The organism is Brucella haematophila (assembly GCF_005938105.1).
Taxonomy (GTDB): Bacteria; Pseudomonadota; Alphaproteobacteria; order Rhizobiales; family Rhizobiaceae; genus Brucella; species Brucella haematophila.
In genome coordinates this window covers 210,414-229,169 of sequence record NZ_VCPE01000001.1, presented here as the reverse complement: position 1 = coordinate 229,169, position 18,756 = coordinate 210,414, and the positions used below count along the sequence as shown (strand labels likewise).

Genomic DNA, 18,756 nt, shown 5'->3' with positions numbered 1-18,756 from the left:
GACAATGAAGAAATCTATTCCCCTGACGGCGTGGGTCGGTCTCGCCATCGTCACCCTTTGCCTCCTGATGTTCCTGTTTGGCCCGATGATCGCGCCTTATGGTCAGGAAGATATTGTCGGCGCACCATTTGATCCACCATCGGCCCAGTTCTGGTTCGGTCTCGATCAGAATGGCCGCGACATGCTCTCGCGCCTGCTCTTTGGTGCGCAAATGTCGATTGGCGTTTCGCTGGCTGCATCGCTGTTGTCGTTCAGCGTCGGTGTACCGCTCGGTTTCCTTGCCGCCATTTTCGGCGGTTGGGTCGATACGATCCTGTCGCGCATCGTCGATACCGTCATGTGCATTCCGGTGCTCATCTCGGCGCTCGTCATCCTTCAGGCGCTCGGTTCGTCGCTGCCGGTGCTGATCATCACCATCGCATTGCTCGATTCCACCCGCGTGTTCCGTCTGGCGCGCATTGTGGCGCAGGGCGTCAATGTGCTGGAATATGCCGAAACCGCCCGTCTTCGCGGCGAAGGTCTCGGCTGGCTGATCTGGCGTGAAATCCTGCCGAATACGCTGCCGCCGCTGATCGCGGAATTCGGCCTGCGTTTCTGCTTCACCTTCCTCTTCGTGGCCGGTCTGTCGTTCCTTGGCCTCGGCATCCAGCCGCCATTTGCGGATTGGGGCGGCATGGTGAAGGACAACCAGCAGGCTATTCTCTACGGCCTCTACGCACCGCTGTTCCCGGCGGCTGCAATCGCCATTCTCACTGTTGGCGTCAACCTCGTCGTGGACTGGCTTCTGGCCGGACGCACGACCACGCAGGGAGCTGATCGATGAGCAAGGATATCGTTCTTTCAATCTCCGACCTCGTCGTCAAAGCACCCAATGGCGCAACGCTTGTCGATCATGTCGATGTGACGCTAAAGCGTGGTGAAGTGCTGGGCCTCATTGGAGAGTCCGGTGCAGGCAAGTCCACCATTGGTCTGGCCGCAATGGGCTATGGCCGCGGCGGTTGTAGAATCGCGGAAGGCACCGTTGTCGTTGACGATATTTCGTTGATGGACGGCACCCGCGAGACCCGCGAAAAGGCGCGCGGCGCACGCATTGCCTATGTGGCGCAAAGTGCGGCAGCGTCGTTTAACCCGGCGCATCGCATCGGCGATCAGATCATGGAAGGGCCGCTTTATCACGGCCTCATGACCAAAGCCGAAGCAAAGGCATGGATGCTGGAACTGCTGCATGCGCTACAGCTTCCAGACCCGGACAATTTTGGCGACCGCTATCCGCATCAGGTTTCCGGTGGCCAGTTGCAGCGCGCCATGGTCGCCATGGCCATGTCCTGCCGCCCGGATATTCTGGTGCTGGACGAGCCAACCACCGCGCTTGATGTGACGACCCAGATCGAGGTGCTGGCACTCTTGCGCAGCCTGATCCAGCGCTACAACACCGCCGCTCTTTACATCACGCATGACCTTGCAGTGGTAGCGCAGATCGCCGACCGCATCATGGTTCTGCGTCATGGCAAGATGGTCGAGCTTGGTTCTGCGGAAGAAATTCTCGAAGCACCCAAGCAGGACTATACCCAGCGTCTGGTGTCTGAACGTGAAGCCAGCATTTCGGGCGAACAGGCCGAGCACAAGACCGGCGAAATCCTGCTCGAAGTGAAGAACGCAACCGCCTATTACGGCAAGAAGCTCGTTTTGACCGATGTGGGTTGCTATATCCGTCGCGGTGAAACGCTTGCAGTTGTGGGTGAATCCGGTTCCGGCAAGTCGACGCTTGCGCGCATCATTGCCGGCCTGCCGCCGCACTCAAGCGGCATCATCACGCTTGCCGGGCAGCGGCTGGAAGCGAACTACAAAAAGCGTAGCCGTGAAGAACTGCGCCGCATTCAGCTCGTTTACCAGCTGCCCGACGTGGCATTGAACCCGCGCCAGACCGTTGGTGAAATCATCGGTCGTCCGATGAAGTTCTATTTCGGCATGAATGAGGACCAGCGCGAGATTGAGGTCAAGCGCCTGCTTGAACTCATCGGCCTGCCTGCCGATTTCGCAAGCCGCCTGCCGGGCGCGCTTTCGGGCGGACAGAAACAGCGTGTGTGTATCGCCCGTGCGCTGGCCGCCAAGCCTGATCTCATCATCTGCGATGAAGTGACCTCGGCGCTCGACCCGCTTGTCGCGGAGGAAATTCTCAGACTTCTGCGCAAGTTGCAGGACGAATTGCACGTGTCATATCTCTTCATCACCCACGACCTTGGCGTCGTCCGTCGGCTCGCCGACCGCACCATGGTGATGCAGAAGGGCAAGGTGGTCGAAACCGGCACCACGAAGGCAATCTTCGAACCGCCTTATGAGCCCTATACGGAGCAGCTTATCACATCCGTTCCGGAGCTGCGCCGTGACTGGCTGGACGACATCCTGAAAGCACGTGCTGCCAGTTAAACTACCGATGCGGCGCTAATGCCGCACCGGCTGCTCTTTATTGAAATTGGAACCGATCATGACCGTCAACATTACCGAGCATCTGTGGATCACTCTCAAGGATGGCACCCGTCTTGGTGCGCGCCTGTGGCTGCCTGAAGGCGCCGAGGAAAATCCCGTTCCTGCCGTGCTCGAATATATTCCATACCGCAAGCGCGACGGCACACGTGGCCGCGATGAACCAATGCACGGCTATTTCGCGCAGAACGGCTATGCCGCGATCCGCGTTGACATGCGCGGCACGGGCGAATCCGATGGCCATATGGCCGATGAATATATCCAGCAGGAACAGGACGACGCACTCGAAGTCATCGCCTGGATCGCTGAGCAGCCATGGTGCAGTGGCAATGTCGGCATGATGGGCAAGAGCTGGGGCGGTTTCAACGGTCTCCAGGTTGCAGCCTGCCGTCCGCCTGCATTGAAGGCGATCATCACCGCCTATTCGACCGACGACCGTTTCCGCGACGACATCCACTACATGGGCGGCCTGCTGCTCAATGATAATCTGTGGTGGGGCACGATCATGCTCGCCTACCAGTCGCGTCCGCTCGATCCGGCGATTGTGGGTGCTGGCTGGCGTGATGCATGGATTGAACGTCTGGAGCGTCTGCCATTCTTCCCTGCTCTCTGGCTCGAACACCAGCATTACGACGAATATTGGAAGCATGGCTCGGTCTGCGAAGACTGGTCTGCAATCCAGTGCCCGGTTCTCGCCATTGGCGCATGGGCCGACAGCTACACCAATGCCGTTCCGCGCCTGCTTGAAAACCTTCAGGTTCCTGCGCGTGGTATTATCGGCCCATGGGGCCATGTCTATCCGCAGGACGGTCTGCCGGGTCCGGCAATCGGCTTCTTGCAGGAAGCCGTGCGCTGGTGGGACCAGTGGCTCAAGGGCAAAGAGACCGGCATCATGGACGAGCCGAAGCTGCGCGCCTATGTCTGCGATACCATCGAACCAACCGGCTCACGCGATTTCACCAATGGTCGCTGGGTTGGCGAAAAGAACTGGCCGTCGACTGAAATCATGCCGAAGCCTTTCGCGCTCGGCGCTGACTTCACGCTGGGCAAGGCCGATGCTGCCAAGGGCATATTGTCCATCTCTTCGCCAAGCAGCCATGGCAAGGCCGGTGGCGAATGGATGGCAACGGGTTGCCCCGGCGAACACCCGACCGATCAGCGTCTTGACGATGGCGGCTCGCTCAACTTCGACACCGCTGTTCTCGCCGAAGACCTCGAAATTCTGGGCGCGCCCATTGCTCGCCTGACATTCACCGTCGATCAGCCGGTTGCACAGGTTTCGCTGCGTCTGAGCGATGTTCTGCCCGATGGCCGTATCACCCGCGTCAGCTATCAGGTCTTCAACCTCAACCACATCAACGGCCACGACAAGCCGGAAATGCTGGTACCGGGCAAGACCTATGAGATCGCGATCAAGCTCAACGATAGCGGCTACAGCTTCAAGAAGGGACATCGCATCCGTCTTTCGGTTGCGACCGGCTACTGGCCGATGGTCTGGCCATCGCCAAAGCGTGTGACCCTGACGCTCGACACAGCCACGTCGGTTCTCGACCTGCCTGTACGTCAGCCGTCTGCCGACGATGCAAAGGTTTCCTTCCAGAAGCCCGCGCATGGTCCTGCAACACCGATGACCCAGCTTGATCCGGGCAGCGTGCGCCGCTGGACCGAACAGGATCACGTTACCGGCGAAACGCTCTATGTGACGGAAGGCATTGGTGGTCTGTTCGGCGAAGGCATTTTGCGCTTTGACGATCTCGGCACGCAATTGAGCCACAGCCTCAAGCGTGAACTGCGCATCAATGACAATGACCCGCTATCGGCATCTTATGTGCTGACACAGGCCTATCAGATGGGCCGCGAAGGCTGGATGATCGATATCGAAAGCACTACGAAAATGCATTCGGACGCCACAAATTTCTATATTTCCGGCGTGCTGACGGCAAAGGAAAATGGTGAAGCGGTGACGACCCGCGAATGGAACCAGACCATTCCGCGCGATCACCTCTAATAACCGCGAAAAGCGTCAATCCAATTCGTTGGATTGACGCCATCTACACGAATGCAAAATCTGCTGAACCAAGGTTAGCGAGCAATCACTCGCGCAGTGTGTCAGCGACAAGGGCATTGGCATGACCATGGCCCATGCCATGTTCCTGCTTGAGCCATGCGACCAGCTCCATGTGCTTCTTACCGCTTTGGCTGCGGATCAGCTCTTTCCACTCCGCTATCGGACGCCCGTATTTCGCCTCTATAGACGGAAAATAGGACGCAGGGCCTTTTACAGAATTCGTCGCCATTCGCTCCTCCCAGGCAGCAATTTCTTTGCGACAAGTGATAGCACGACCAGACGCGCTGTCACTATCCGCCTTTCAGGCTTTCGAAGGAATTGAGAACGGTCCTTTTTAGCACAAGCGATGTTTTATGCGACCGCGCATAGCAGCCATGTCTTATTGAAGCTTGTCAGCAACATCACCGATAAGTATTTGCGCTGCAATTACTGAACATCGGATAATCCAATGAACCCGAACACTTATGTGGCCACGGTTGTTGTGGCTTGTGCGCTATTCCTGGCTTGGTCCATCGCGGAGCGGTTTCGATACGAAATGGCAAGCACGCAAATCTCTGCCCATTCGACCGGGTGGTGAGCGTTGTTGTTGGGGGCCTTGGCTTCAAATGGTCGAGACGAAACTAATCACGCGATGATGGACGTTTTGCACCTACTGATGCAGAAGCCCGCAGCTTTGAAGGCTCCTGATCCGAAAGACAATTAATCACAACGTCAACGATCTCGGACGACACAAAGTCTGCTTGTATTCTATCCTGAAGCTGCGCGCCTTCCTTGCCACTTTTGGCTGACTCAAGCGACCATATTGCGACGCCAACCAGCGCATCCGGATTAAAACGCTTGAGCCTGCGGATTGAAAATCTGCAGCGTATAGCAGATTCCACATTCAGATAACAAACAACGACAGCCGATGCCCCTGCAATCGCCTCTTTGCTCAACTGGCTTGGCAACAGTCCCGCATGACCAATCACAGTGGCTTGCGCGCCCTGAACCGATAGCGTCTGCTCCACCATTTCAGCAGTTATGTCGTCCAGCGCATCATGCCCACCAATGCTAACGACCACCTTTCCATCACCTGATGGCAATTCAATCTTGGCCTTTTCATCCGAAGCAGTTTCAATGGTGACATCTTCATCATTGTCGAGTTCTTCATTGGCAATCATGCGAAGATTGGCAACCAGCATATTTGCGCTGTTCGTCACATCGTCGAGCTGCTTGTCGTTCAGCGCGCCACGCGCCCTGTCCTGTTCGGCAAGAAGAAGGGCTGGAATTGCAACCGTGCCATAATACTCAACCAGAAACTTCTCTTCGAGTATCTCTTCCGCATTGTCTGTCGCCTCAATAGGGTCTCCAGCAAGCAGGCGTTGATAGAGCCGCTCTTCGGGATCAAGAACCGGTTCGTCACCGAACAAGATCTCGAAGAACTCAAACTGCGGCACATGCCGACCCAGAACAACAAGACAAACCGTCAAAGGGGTGGAGAGCACCAGCCCCACAGGCCCCCACAACCACGCCCAGAAAATGGCAGAAACAATGATTGCCAGTGGAGACAGGCCAGTTCTCGACCCATAGAGCCAAGGCTCGATTACATTGTTGCTGATGAGTTCCACAACAATGAAAAGCGCAATCGTGCAGATGAGCAAGGTCCAGCCGGGAGAAACCGCAAAGGCCAGAAAGATCGGCATCACCGCAGCGATGACTGGTCCGATGTAGGGCACAAACCTCAAGACAATGGCGAGCATGCCCCACAACAGCGCATTGGGTATGCCAAGCAACCACAAGCCGATACCCAATGGAACACCATAAGCGATGTTGACCATAAGCTGCGTCAGCAGATACTGGCCTACACGACTACCAGCTTCCTGAAGGGCTTCGGTGGTTCGGTGCAGGTCGCCATAGCCGACAAGCCGGATGAACCTGTCGCGCAGTTCCTCCCTTTCGAGCAACATGAACACAACGACCACGATGACGAGGCCAGTTGTAGCCAAGGGACTGACCAGTGGTCCTATGATGCTTTCCAGTGTTTCAATGGGGCTTCGACGCGAGAATATCTCGACCAGAACCGGCTTTCTTTCCGGCTCCGGATTGATGCCCGGAACGTCGGGCTTATCTTCCGGACTGTTGATCTCGGCGCCCACCCTTTCGGCAAACCGGTTCAGACGGTCGATAATCCCGCCTTCCGTGCCTGCCTTCTTCAGGTTCCGTATCTTTTCGATGATGTTGTACTGGTAGGTTGCAATATTCTGCCCGACTTCCGTTACCTGAAAGGCCAGAATCGCGCTGAAAACGGCAATGATCAGAAAACCGCCAGCAACGCTGGTGATGATTGCCACCAGCCTCGGCAGCCGCAACCTTCGGAGGAAAGCGACAATCGGCGCGAGCATGAAGGTCAGCAGGATCGCAATGGCCAGCGGCAGAAAAACATCTTTGGCAAAATAGAACACGGCAATGACCCCGGCCATTGCGGCCAGAGTGGGTAATCTCGTTTGCGCTGCATTCAACGGCAGATTTCGATTAGGAACCCCACCATAACGGTCCATAGTGCATCCGGCTAATAATTGCTCACCTTATAAATAGTGCGGCGTCACTTTTGTTCCGTCAAATGAAGAACGAGTGCGGATAATAAGAAAAAAGCGGCCTGACGGCCGCCTTTTTGATTAGAACTTCGCACCAACCCGCAGTGCTATCGCGTGGTCTCGCGCGCCAGAACCACCGAAGCCGGTTCGATACTCGACGCCTGTGGTCCAGGCATTATCAAAGCTGAAATCGAGCGACAGGCCCACATTGGCGCTATCGCTGCTCTCGCCTTCAACATCGAGTGCATAGGGAAGCCCGCCAAGCGCGCTATATCCCATGGCGGCCCGGCTGGAACCCTGGAAATCATGAGCATATTCAGCGCGGACACCGGGGGTCAGACGCCCCCATGTGTAGTCGATGGCGTAATTGGCGCGCAAACCAACCACACCTGTGACAGTGTCCACGGTCTGATCGCCATAGGTCAGCCGGTAGATGCTTTCGCCACCTTCGGAATAGCCATCAAGCCAGGAGCGCGACATTTCCATCCGGCCATAAGGTGAGACCAACCATGCTGCTTGACGGAATTCATAAGCAGCCGTCAGCGATCCGAACAATTGATGGCCATCACGTTTGCCGTCGGTCAAACTGCCATCTGCCGTGATGAAACGGGTGGAGTCAAAGTCGAGAATGCTGCCGCCGACAAGCGCATCGATAAAGAAATTGTCGATCGGTTTGAAGCTACCATAGACCGCAGCGCTGTAGGCATTGGCGCGGCTCTCCGTGCCATTGTCGCCAATATCTGTGCGATCCCGCCCGTATCCGACACCGAAGCCCGCCACGAAGCGTTCCGAGAACCGGTAATCAATGCCGCCACTCACGCCGACAAGCGTATAGTCCAGATCGACCTTACCGCTATCGCGCTGACCGAAGTTCACAAAGCCGCTACTCCAGAATGCGAATGGCCCAAGGTCTGGATCGATAGTCGGCGCAGGCTGCTCCGGCTCTTTCAAGCCAATAGCCTTGCCCGGAAAGCTGTCGCGCTTTTCGGGGGCATAGCCGAGAGGTGAAATCCCTGCCGATGATGCTGACGACGAGGGATTGGCCGGGTCTTCCGGTTGCTGTGCGGTCGATGGACTGCCAAGCCGCACACCGAGGCTAGACCTTCGCCTGTCGCCTTCATCATGTAACTGCTCAAGCCGGTTTTGGAAATTCCGGGTTTGAACCTGTGCAAAGCGTCGTGCGGCACTTGTCTGCGCGTTCAACAAACCGATTACTTCCGGATCGAGCGTCGGGTCGGGGAAAACCATGGCCGCACGGTTGACCACAACCGTGTAGCTGCGGTTAGCCCCACTTGGTGCAGTCACGACAATCGAAACCGTGTTCGCACCAATAGTCAGCCCTATGGGAGCGCTTGAACTTCCCGACGCAACGCTGCCCCCTGCAACGGTTATGCGAGCGGAGGGTTCGGAAACTGTTGGGGCGAAGGTTATGCTCTCGACCGTGTTTTCAACATTGATAGAATAGCTGAGTGTCTCTTTGTCAAATGCCGGGTCCAGCGAGCCAACACTGGGAACGAGGCCAGCAAGCGTTGCATCCGCTGACGCAGCTCTGGTGACATTTACCGTATAGCTGCGCGTTGTTCCATTTTGCGCCGTGACGACAGCCGTCAGGGTCGTGGTACCGATGCCAAGCGGTAGTGCAGTGCTCGCACTACCAGATGGTACGGTTGCTCCATTGACCGCAATGGTGGCCGTTGGATCAGCGGATGTGGGTGTCAGTTGTAACGACGATGTTCCGTTAGGGACCGTCAACGAATAGGCCGTATTGCCGGGTGAAAATGCCGGATCCAAAGTTCCCGCGCTCGGTACCAGACCCACCAGATCGGCATTGCCCGACTGCGCGCGGATAACGTTGACAGTATAAGTCTTCGTGGTGGTTCCATTCTGCGCGGTTACTGTGGTGGTAACCGTATTGCTTCCAACCGCCAGATTAATTGCAGGGGTGGCCGTTCCATTGGGTATTGTTGCCCCGTTGATGACAACCGCACCCCTCGTATCCGAAAGCGTTGGGGTAAAAGTAATTGTCTCGACGTCGTTTGCTACATTCAGCGTATAAGAGATCGTGTTGGGGTCAAAGGCAGGCGCTAACGTCCCCGCGCTGGGAATGAGGTTCTGCAAATTCGCATCGGCTGACTGCATTATCGGTACATTCAAGACATTGGATGCGATATTGCCAATTCCGTCGGCATTTGTAACAGCTCCCGCAGGGAGACTTACCATAACCGATCCGCTACCCGAAACAACAACCTGAAGCAAATAGACCAAACTGCTCCCCATCGGCAACAATGTAGGGGTCGCCCCGACAGTACCCGTTGTTGTCAAAATAAAATCATTTTCTGAAAGCCCCGTCACTCCCTCAGAAAAAGTAACCACGAGCAACTGGACATTATCGAAAGGTGACGACGAATTCGTGATGCTCAATGTGGGCGTGCTTACATTGACAAGTACGCCGTTCGTCGCGCCAACATTAACAAATGTGCGATTGGCTGACAGCCCGCCGATGGCTTGAATGGCGCCGCCATTCAAGTCTATCGCTGAGCCAAGACTAATCCCGTCTGTATCCTTATCACCAGACTCGACAGTATAGGAAAAAGTTAGAACGTTATTTCCAATTGTTGACTTATAAGTCGCACTGCGCGTGGTTGTACCGATAAGGATAGGTACAGATGGAACCCCTGTCACAAACACATTTTGGTCAAATGCTACCGAAAACGTCAACACATCGCCGGTTTTGTAGTAGCCAGACGCAGGGACTGCCACTGACGTTACTTTTGGCTCGTCAATCACATTGAGTGTAACAACGCCCGAAGCAAAACTGGCACCATCTGTTACCTGATAGTTAAAAGTGTCACTTCCAATAAAACCTGGTGCAGGCGTATAGACAAAGAAGCCCGTACTAGTATCTAAGCTTGTAACACTACCATGCTGCGGATCGGGTGTAATTGAGAAAGTTATGCCGTCGCCAGTTGCCGGAAGCCAGCCATTGGCTGGCATATCCTTTCTCACAATCATCGTTAGTGAGCCTGCCGTCGGCGCAGATTGAGCCGCCAATGAGCCGAATATCAAGGCAAAAAGCCCCAGCAACATCGCACAAAAATAACGCCATCCCGACGCGCCAAGCGCCCCCGCCAGTGTCCCCGACCGCACAACGTCCCCCTTGCCCCGAAATTCTTATTTTATTTGTCACTAAAATGTATTTACGACAAGAGGTCATCGAATAGACATACAGAAACATTTAACAAAATACGGCACATGTCGTATTTTACATTGTTTTCAGAAAACAATTTTCAACATTGCATGGAAACCCGAGTATTACCGCACGCATGAGTGGAAAAAACTGCGTGCGCGTCCTGTCAGAAACCCTGATCAATCGATCATTATTTTTGACATGACATTGCTCTGCGCCGGGAGTAACAGCTCGTTGAATAATAACGGGTTTGGCGGGTCATTATGTCAACGGGCATGCAGGAAACGAAGCCGCTGGTCGGAATTGCGCTGGCATCGGCGGGCTATGCATGCTTTGCCTTGCAGGATGCACTGGTAAAGTGGCTTGTCGCCATCTATGCCGTGCCGCAAATCCTCTTCATGCGCAGTCTGGTCATTGTGGTAATTACCGGCGTTCTGGTGCGCCATTATCGCCACCCGTCGATCATGCACAGCCCCTATCGCGGAACACTTGTGCTGCGCCCCGGGCTTATGCTGTTCGCGTGGCTTTTGTTCTATAATGCAGCCAAGTTTCTCGGTCTTGCCGAACTGACCACGCTCTATTTCTCCGCGCCCATAATGGTCATGTTCCTGTCCATTCTTGTTTTGAAGGAGCGGATTGGAACCGGGCGCTGGATCGCCTGTTTCGGCGGCTTCGTCGGCGTTCTCATCGCGGCCAATCCCGGTCATTCGCCAAACCTGATCCCCGCCATCATGTGCGTGGTGGCCGGCTTTTGCTGGGCATGGAGCACGATCCTGATCCGGCTTGTCAGCCGCAGCGAAACAACGCTGACCCAGATGTTCGCCACGAGCCTGATCTTTGGCATCGCCTGCGCGGTTTCCTTTCCGTGGATCTGGCAATGGCCCGACGCCATGGGCTGGGCGCTGATGTTCGGCCTCGGCCTGATCGCCACGCTTGGCCAATATCTTCTTTATGAAGGTTTCCGCCACGCGCCCGCATCGGCACTTGCACCCGTCGAATATACCGGCCTCATCTGGGCCTTTGTCTACGGCTACGCGATCTGGGCAGAAGTCCCCGCAACGAACGTCTTCGTCGGCGCCTTGCTGATCGTCGCTTCCAGCTTTGTGCTTGTCGGGTGGGAACGCTACGAAATCACCATGAAGCGCAGACGCGCGGTCTGACAGGTGTGAGAGCCAACCGGCCCCGCACTAACTGCCGAGAACATAGAGCCAGAAAGACATGGTGACTGCTGAAAGCAGTGTGCCGATGAGGATAGCATTGGCCGCCACACCGGAGGCGCGATTATAATAGGTCGCGAAAATATAGACATTCACCCCGGCTGGCATGGCCGCGAGCAACACACCATAACGCGCGGTTTCCACCGGCACTTTCAGCACCCAGATCATCAGGACATAGGCCAGCGCCGGATGCACCATCAGCTTGATGATCGATGCAATGAGAGCCTGTTTCCAGTTTTCCGAGAGCTTGAATTGTGTCAGCGCGCCACCAATGCCGAACAGCGAGACCGGCACGACCGATTGTGCCATCATCGAGAAAAACGCATCCGCAGGCTCTATCAGTTGGAGGCCAAGGCTAGAGCCGATAATGCCGGTGGCAATGCCCCAGATGAGCGGATTGGAACCAATACGGCGCAGGGCAACAATGATTGTCTTGCTCAAAACCTCACCGTCGCGGCGTACCAGCTCCATCGTCATCATGCCGACCGTCAGCAGGATAGCCCCATGCAGGCCGATGATCGACAAAGTGACCGGCAGCGCCTGATCGCCATAAGCGCGCGTCATGATCGGCAAGCCAATCAGCACAGTGTTGGTGAATGTACCGGTGAAACCGACAGACACGCTTTCGCCGGGACGGTTCGTATAGACTTTGCGGGCAATCGTTATGCCAAGCACAAAGCAGATAATCGCTGCCACATAAAACGGCCCGATGATCTTGAGATCGAAGGCGGAACGAAAGTCGCTCGTCGTAATCGAGTAGAACAGCAAACAGGGCGTTGCAAAATTATTCACGAAGGAGATGAGACTACCAACGCCAGAGGTCGGAAATAAACCCGCCTTCACCGCAAGAAAACCAAATGCCATGAGCGCGAATATCGGCGTAATAACGTATATGATATCGATCATTTCAAGACTTCATGGCCACTCTATTGCGTATTTCTCCTATCTTTACCAAATAATATTATTTTCTCAACAAAGTAATATGAATATTCCCTTCGAAAAATTTAAAGGCGCAGAAAAGAATTTATACGAAACTTTCTCCCAACTTTGGCCTGATCTTGCAGATCAACAGCGGCGGTAACCATCATCAATATTTAACTATATGCGACGCTTTGCACATTTGACCGACAACCGCCCCGTCCTGTCAACATAATATAAAGGCTTCCTGATACTAATATCGCCTCAAGCAGGGGTTGTAGACCTTCAAGAGCTAACATAGGCAAATGGTGCACCGGATGAAGACGCTCCCGTCGATCTGTGCACCAAACGCGGGGAAATGAACCATGAATGAATCTATTCGGGAACTTCTGACCAAAGTTGGCGGATTGCCCATAGCCGTGACCGACATCGCAGACGATGCCGATCTTTATACGGCTGGCCTGTCGTCTTTCGCCTCGGTGCAGCTGATGCTTGGCCTTGAAGACAAGTTCGACATCGAATTTCCGGACCAGTTTCTCAATCGCAAGTCGTTTGCAAGCATCAGCGCGATTGAACAGACGATCACCACCATCCTCAAGGATAATGAGGCCGCGTAATGAATGCAGGCGGGGGGAATAGTCTTTCCGAGCGTGCCGGTCGCGTAGCAGCCATCGCCGGAAAATTTGCCGATAGCGTCGACAAGGAAGGACGCTTTCCGCAGGAAGCCATTGATGCGATGAAGACCGAGCGATTGCTCGGCATTCAGGTGTCACGCGATTTGGGCGGCGAAAGCGCCGAGATCGACCAGATTGCAGAACTGTGCTGCATTCTGGGACAATCCTGTGCTGCAAGCGCGATGATATTCGCCATGCACCACATCAAGCTGTCCAGCCTGGTGGAGCACGGGCAATCGGTCGAATGGCATCGCAACTTCATGCGTGACGTCGCGGATGATCAGTTGCTGCTTGCCTCGGCGACCACGGAAGGCGGCATTGGCGGCGATTTGCGCAATTCCATCTGCGCAATCGAAATCGATGGCGACACCTGCCGTCTGGAAAAGAACGCCACGGTTATTTCCTATGGCGTTTATGCCGATGCCATCCTGATCACGTCGCGTTCACACAAGGATGCGGCCTCGTCCGATCAGGTCATGACCGTTTTCCGGAAAGACCAGTACACGCTGGAAAAGACCAATGAATGGGACACGCTCGGCATGCGTGGCACCTGTTCGGAAGGCTTTGTGTTCCGGGGCGAAGCGGACAAGGTGCAGATCCTGCCGCATCCGTTTGCCGAGATTGCAGCGCAGTCCATGCTGGCACAGTCGCATACATTGTGGAGTTCGCTCTGGTATGGCATCGCCGTCGATGCCGTGAACCGCGCGCAGGCTTTCGTGCGCGCCGCAGCACGCCGCAATCCGGGCGCACCGCAGCCGGGCGCTTTGCGCGTCGCCGAAGCCTCCAACATGCTGCAAATGCTGAAGTCGGAAATCGTCGCCTGCCTCAAGACCTATAAGGACGCGAAGCACGACGCGGACAAACTTGCGTCCATGGGCTTTGCCATCGCGATGAACAATCTGAAGGTCGCTGCCTCGCAGACGATTTTGCAGGTCATCAACCACGCCATGCTGGTGTGCGGCATCATGGGCTACAAGAACGGCACGCCCTACAGCCTTGGCCGTCATTTGCGCGATGCGCATTCGGCCCAGCTCATGATTTCCAACGAGCGCATCCTCGGCAACACGGCCACCATGCTGCTCATTCACAAACAGAACACCAGCCTCTTGGGATAACGCCATGGACGCGCAAAGATCTTTTCTCAACCGGCTTTTCGATGCCGGACTGCTGATTGAAACCGGCGTGGACGGCCTTTACGGGCGCTCCGGCCAGTTTGAAGATGTTATCGTCGCCTTCGAGCGCCTCGTTGACCGCACCGGCGGCGCTGATGGCGCAGAAGCGATCCGCTTCCCGCCCGGCCTCAATCGCGCTTACTTTGAAAAAAGCGGCTATATGAAGAGCTTCCCGCAGCTGGCCGGTACGGTGCACAGTTTCTGCGGTTGCGAGCTGGACCATATCAACCTCATCAAATGCATGGATGCTGGCGAAGACTGGACGCTGGAGCAGAAGGCAACGGACATCGTCCTGACGCCCGCCGCCTGCTATCCGCTCTATCCAACGATTGCCAAGCGCGGTCCGCTGCCGCAAGGCGGCGGCCTCTATGACCTGCAATCCTATTGCTTCCGTCATGAACCTTCGGTGGACCCTGCCCGCCAGCAGTTGTTCCGCATGCGCGAATATGTGCGCATGGGCACGGAAGCCGACGTGATGGAATTCCGCCAGCTCTGGATAGAGCGCGGCACCGACATGATGAAGAAGGTTGGCCTGCCGGTTGAAATCGACGTGGCGAACGATCCCTTCTTCGGACGCGCAGGACGCATGCTGGTCAACAACCAGCGCGACCAGAACCTGAAATTCGAACTGCTGATCCCGATCACCAGCGTCGAAAAGCCAACCGCCTGCATGAGCTTCAACTATCATCAGGACCAGTTCGGTGTGAAGTGGGGCTTGTCGCAGCATGACGGCGAAGTTGCGCACACGGCTTGCGTCGGCTTCGGGCTGGAACGCATCGCGCTGGCGCTGTTCCATCACCATGGTCTCGACGTCAAAGCCTGGCCGGAGAGCGTACGCAACGAATTGTGGGGTTAAAGCATAATCCGACCGGAGTGAACCGAAGGTCGATAAGATTGTGCTTAAAATAGAAGGGATGAGAGCGCAGGTCTGACTCAATCAGATTGGAACGTGCTCTAAAGCGACATGCAGGCAGTCTTTCCGCATATCTCGCCAGAAGGCTACGCGCCGCATGCGCTGCATGCGCAGACACGCATTTGGCCTGAAACCAATTGCTATGTCGATCTCTGGATCGAAGTGCTGGCGTCGCTTCGGGTCGCTCCCGAAGCGATGCTGGGCTTTACCCTGACGCAGGATTTCGAGGGCGACCAGTTCACCTTCTTCAAGGTGCCGCTGGAAGACCTCGAAGCGCTCTATGGCGTGCGGGCGACGGAGCTTGCCATCTTCGACAGTGTGGAAGGCCATATCGCGGAACAGATCGCGCGCGGACGGCTGTGCATGGTCGAGATGGACAGCTATTTCATGCCTGATACGCATGGCGTGAGCTATCGCACCGAGCATGGCAAAACCACCATCGCGATCAACCGCATGGATGTAGAGAACCGTTCGCTCGATTATTTCCATAATGGCGGCTTCTACCATCTGGAGGGCGAGGATTTCGACGGCGTTTTCCAGCGTCATCTGACGGAAGCCGACTTGCCCTTCCTGCCCTATACGGAATTTGCGAAATTCCCGAAGGATGTGCCGACCGAAGCGCATCAGCGGCGCGTGGCGGAAATTCTGTTGCCGCGCCACTTTGCGCGCAGGCCCAAGGACAATCCGATCCGCGCTTTCGCAACTGTTTTTCCGGCACAGGTGGAAGCGATTGCCGAACGTCCCTTCGGCTTCTTCCACAAATATGCCTTCAACACGCTGCGCCAGCTCGGCGCGAATTTCGAACTGGCCGCAAGCCATCTGCAATGGCTGGGCGAAGGCAAGCGTTTTACCGCTGCTGCTGCCGACGCTATCCAGATTGCCGAAACCGCCAAGGCCGTACAGTTCCAGCTTGCCCGCGCGGTGATGCGCAAGAAGTTCGATACGCTGGCAAGCGCATTGGTGCCTGCCGCCGATGCATGGGATCGCATGACAGGAGCGCTTGAAACAGAACTTGGTCGCGATGCTGCCTGAACAAACTGCCACGAGCCGCCCGCTCAATGAGGGCTGGCGGCTTTTCCTGACCGCAGCCAATGAGGCCGCAACGCCGGGCGATGTCTTGCGCAATCGGGCGTATCTCGATGCGCCGGTTCCGGGAACGGTGGCAGAAGCGCTTGAAAAGGCAGGACACTTCAGCCGCACTGCTCCAACACCGCTGAACAATCAGGATGCGTGGTATTTTCTCGACCTCTCCGAGCCGCCCGGTGAGGCAATGCTGCATTTTGCAGGTCTTGCCACGATTTGCGAAATCTATTTGAACGGCGCTTTGGTTTGCACCAGCGACAGCATGTTCCTCGCCCACGACTTGCCGGTCACGCTGACCGGCGCGGATGAGCTGGCGCTCTGCTTCCGTGCTCTTGGTCCCCGGCTGGAGCAGAAGGGCCCGCGTGCGCGCTGGCGCACGCAATTGATGAACACGCAGGGCTTACGCCTCATCCGCATGACAGCGCTTGGTCATATGCCGGGCTGGTGCCCGGAAGTTCATGCTGTCGGCCCCTGGCGTCCGGTGACGATCAGCCGAGCCGACGCGGAAGCTGTTACCGACATTGCCATCCAATCCACGCTTCATGAAAATGGCGACGGAGAAGTTACCGTCAGTTTTACCTACGCGGGCAAGGCTGAAAATCTGGCCCTGCATTGCGCAGGTTCGCAGATCACCTGTGACAGACAAGCAGACGGTCGCTGGCAGGCAAAACTGACCATTCCCGCTGTGGAACCATGGTGGCCGCACACTCATGGCGCGCCGACGCTCCATGATGTGGAACTATCCATCGACGCCAAAAAGCAGCCGCTCGGGCGCACCGGCTTTCGCCGCATCGGCGTTGATCGCGGCTCGGACGGGAAATCATTCGCGCTGGTGATCAACGGCGAGAAAGTCTTTTGTCGCGGCGCGGTCTGGAGTTCTGCCGACATTGTCCGCCTGCCGGGCGCACGCGCCGACTATCAACCATGGTTGCAGCTCGCGCAGGATGCGGGCATGAACATGCTGCGCATCAGCGGCATTACGGCTTATGAAACGCCGGACTTTTATGCCCTTTGCGATGAACTCGGCATCATGGTCTGGCAGGACTTCATGTTTGCCAATTTCGACTACCCGGTGAAAGATGAAGGCTTCGTCGCCAAAGTACAGGATGAAGCACGACAGCTTCTTTGCGCCATTCGCCATGCACCTTCACTGACTGTGTTGTGCGGCGGCAGCGAGATTTACCAGCAGGGTGCCATGATGGGCCTGCCCGAGACAATCTGGAAAGGCGCGCTGACCGAAGAAATTCTGCCTGCCATCGTGCGCGAGTTCTGCCCTGACATTCCTTATGTGCCGAATTCGCCCTGCGATGGGGCACTGCCCTTCATCAGCAATGAAGGCGTCAGCCATTATTACGGCGTCAGCGCCTATTGCCGACCACTGGACGATGCGCGCCGCGCCGAAGTGCGCTTTGCGACCGAAAGTCTGGCTTTCTCCAATGTTCCAGAAGCGCGCACGCTCAAGGCGCATCTTGACGTGCCCGCAGTCCATGATCCGCGCTGGAAAGCGCGTGTTCCGCGTGATCGCGGCGTGTCGTGGGATTTCGAAGACGTGCGCGATGCCTATCTGGAAATGCTCTATGGCTACGACCCTGCCCGCTTGCGGCGGGAGGACATGGAGCAATATCTCCATCTTTCCCGCGCCGTTACGGCGGAAGTGATGGAGGCGACCTTTGCCGAATGGCGGCGACCGGCAAGCACCTGTTTTGGCGCTCTGGTCTGGACATTTCAGGACGTGTTGCCGGGTGCTGGCTGGGGCGTGGTCGATGCGACCTGCGAACCGAAACCCGCATGGCATGGGCTGAAACGCGCGTTTCGTCCGGTTCAGGTTGCCTTGACCGACGAAGGCGTCAACGGGCTGGCCATTCACGTCCTGAATGAACAACCCCATACCGCCGACCTGACACTCGAACTCGCCTGCCTGCGCGCCGGTGCACAGCCGGTCGTGAGCGGTCGCCGCGATCTTTCGCTCTCAGCCCGTTCAGCCGTTACAATACCGGCGACCGAATTGTTCGGCGCATTTTTCGACACAACTTATGCCTATCGCTTCGGCCCTCCGGCCCATGACGTGACGGTTGCCCGGTTGAAACGCGGCGAAGCCACGATTGCGGAGGCTTTTCATTTTCCGCAGGGACGCACCAAAGCTTTCCACGATGCCGCAATTGAATGCAGTGTCGTGGAAGACAGCGGCAACTGGTTTCTCGATCTGAGCACATCCGTGCTGGCGCAATCGGTCAGCATCGACGCGGAAGGCTGGAGAGCGGCGGAAAGCTGGTTCCATCTCGCCCCCGGCGTGACGAAGCGTGTCGCACTTCTCCCCCGCCATGATGGCGAAGGCAAACCGTGCGGCGAAATTCGCATTGCCGGATCGTCGCGAACTGTCTGGTTTTAGAGCATTTCCAGCAAAAGTGCGTAGCGGTTTTGCGTGGGATAATGCGTAAAAACAAATAGATAGAGCGGTTCCACGATT

At 56.3% G+C, this 18,756-nt stretch carries 13 protein-coding genes; 9 read left to right on the top strand and 4 right to left on the bottom strand.

What is annotated here, in order from left to right:
- Window positions 1–4: 4 nt before the first annotated feature.
- The 3 genes from FGI60_RS01040 to FGI60_RS01030 are packed head-to-tail and all read left to right on the top strand — an operon-like array spanning window position 5 to window position 4,492.
- The gene (locus FGI60_RS01040) at window positions 5–823 is read left to right on the top strand and encodes an ABC transporter permease (RefSeq protein ID WP_121539578.1); all 819 of its coding nucleotides are present in this window, start codon (window positions 5–7) and stop codon (window positions 821–823) included.
- Window positions 820–2,427 carry an ABC transporter ATP-binding protein gene (locus tag FGI60_RS01035; RefSeq protein WP_138783548.1) on the top strand — a complete coding sequence of 536 codons (1,608 nt, stop codon included), beginning with the start codon at window positions 820–822 and terminating at the stop codon, window positions 2,425–2,427. The genes FGI60_RS01040 and FGI60_RS01035 overlap by 4 nt, the downstream gene beginning before the upstream one ends.
- A 58-nt stretch (window positions 2,428–2,485) precedes the next feature.
- Window positions 2,486–4,492: a CocE/NonD family hydrolase gene (locus FGI60_RS01030; RefSeq protein ID WP_138783547.1), complete on the top strand. Its 2,007-nt coding sequence runs from the start codon at window positions 2,486–2,488 to the stop codon at window positions 4,490–4,492.
- A gap of 85 nt (window positions 4,493–4,577) precedes the next feature.
- Here the strand turns inward: FGI60_RS01030 and FGI60_RS01025 are convergent, their stop codons facing one another.
- The 3 genes from FGI60_RS01025 to FGI60_RS01015 all read right to left on the bottom strand — a co-directional run bounded on the left by FGI60_RS01025 (window position 4,578) and on the right by FGI60_RS01015 (window position 10,272).
- Window positions 4,578–4,781 (bottom strand): DUF4287 domain-containing protein, encoded by a 204-nt coding sequence (locus FGI60_RS01025; RefSeq protein WP_138783546.1) that lies wholly within the window; start codon window positions 4,779–4,781, stop codon window positions 4,578–4,580.
- Between the two features lie 391 nt (window positions 4,782–5,172).
- Window positions 5,173–7,089, bottom strand: coding sequence for an AI-2E family transporter (locus FGI60_RS01020; RefSeq protein WP_138783545.1), 1,917 nt, complete (start codon window positions 7,087–7,089; stop codon window positions 5,173–5,175).
- Window positions 7,090–7,206: 117 nt separating this feature from the next.
- Window positions 7,207–10,272 (bottom strand): cadherin-like beta sandwich domain-containing protein, encoded by a 3,066-nt coding sequence (locus FGI60_RS01015; RefSeq protein ID WP_138783544.1) that lies wholly within the window; start codon window positions 10,270–10,272, stop codon window positions 7,207–7,209.
- Window positions 10,273–10,575: 303 nt separating this feature from the next.
- On the opposite strand from FGI60_RS01015, the gene FGI60_RS01010 reads away from it, so the two are divergent.
- Window positions 10,576–11,472: a DMT family transporter gene (locus FGI60_RS01010; protein ID WP_138783543.1), complete on the top strand. Its 897-nt coding sequence runs from the start codon at window positions 10,576–10,578 to the stop codon at window positions 11,470–11,472.
- Between the two features lie 27 nt (window positions 11,473–11,499).
- Here the strand turns inward: FGI60_RS01010 and FGI60_RS01005 are convergent, their stop codons facing one another.
- Window positions 11,500–12,435 (bottom strand): AEC family transporter, encoded by a 936-nt coding sequence (locus tag FGI60_RS01005; RefSeq protein ID WP_138783542.1) that lies wholly within the window; start codon window positions 12,433–12,435, stop codon window positions 11,500–11,502.
- A 377-nt stretch (window positions 12,436–12,812) separates the two neighbouring features.
- Between FGI60_RS01005 and FGI60_RS01000 the strand changes: the two genes are divergently transcribed.
- The 5 genes from FGI60_RS01000 to FGI60_RS00980 all read left to right on the top strand — a co-directional run bounded on the left by FGI60_RS01000 (window position 12,813) and on the right by FGI60_RS00980 (window position 18,678).
- Window positions 12,813–13,064 carry an acyl carrier protein gene (locus tag FGI60_RS01000; RefSeq protein ID WP_078338932.1) on the top strand — a complete coding sequence of 84 codons (252 nt, stop codon included), beginning with the start codon at window positions 12,813–12,815 and terminating at the stop codon, window positions 13,062–13,064.
- The gene (locus FGI60_RS00995) at window positions 13,064–14,236 is read left to right on the top strand and encodes an acyl-CoA dehydrogenase family protein (protein WP_138783541.1); all 1,173 of its coding nucleotides are present in this window, start codon (window positions 13,064–13,066) and stop codon (window positions 14,234–14,236) included. The genes FGI60_RS01000 and FGI60_RS00995 overlap by 1 nt, the downstream gene beginning before the upstream one ends.
- A 4-nt stretch (window positions 14,237–14,240) precedes the next feature.
- On the top strand, window positions 14,241–15,149 hold the full coding sequence (locus FGI60_RS00990; RefSeq protein WP_138783540.1) for an amino acid--[acyl-carrier-protein] ligase: 909 nt from the start codon (window positions 14,241–14,243) through the stop codon (window positions 15,147–15,149).
- 108 nt (window positions 15,150–15,257) lie between these two features.
- Window positions 15,258–16,238 (top strand): DUF1839 family protein, encoded by a 981-nt coding sequence (locus tag FGI60_RS00985; protein ID WP_138783539.1) that lies wholly within the window; start codon window positions 15,258–15,260, stop codon window positions 16,236–16,238.
- Window positions 16,228–18,678: a glycoside hydrolase family 2 protein gene (locus FGI60_RS00980; protein ID WP_138783839.1), complete on the top strand. Its 2,451-nt coding sequence runs from the start codon at window positions 16,228–16,230 to the stop codon at window positions 18,676–18,678. The genes FGI60_RS00985 and FGI60_RS00980 overlap by 11 nt, the downstream gene beginning before the upstream one ends.
- The last annotated feature ends 78 nt before the right edge of the window (window positions 18,679–18,756 follow it).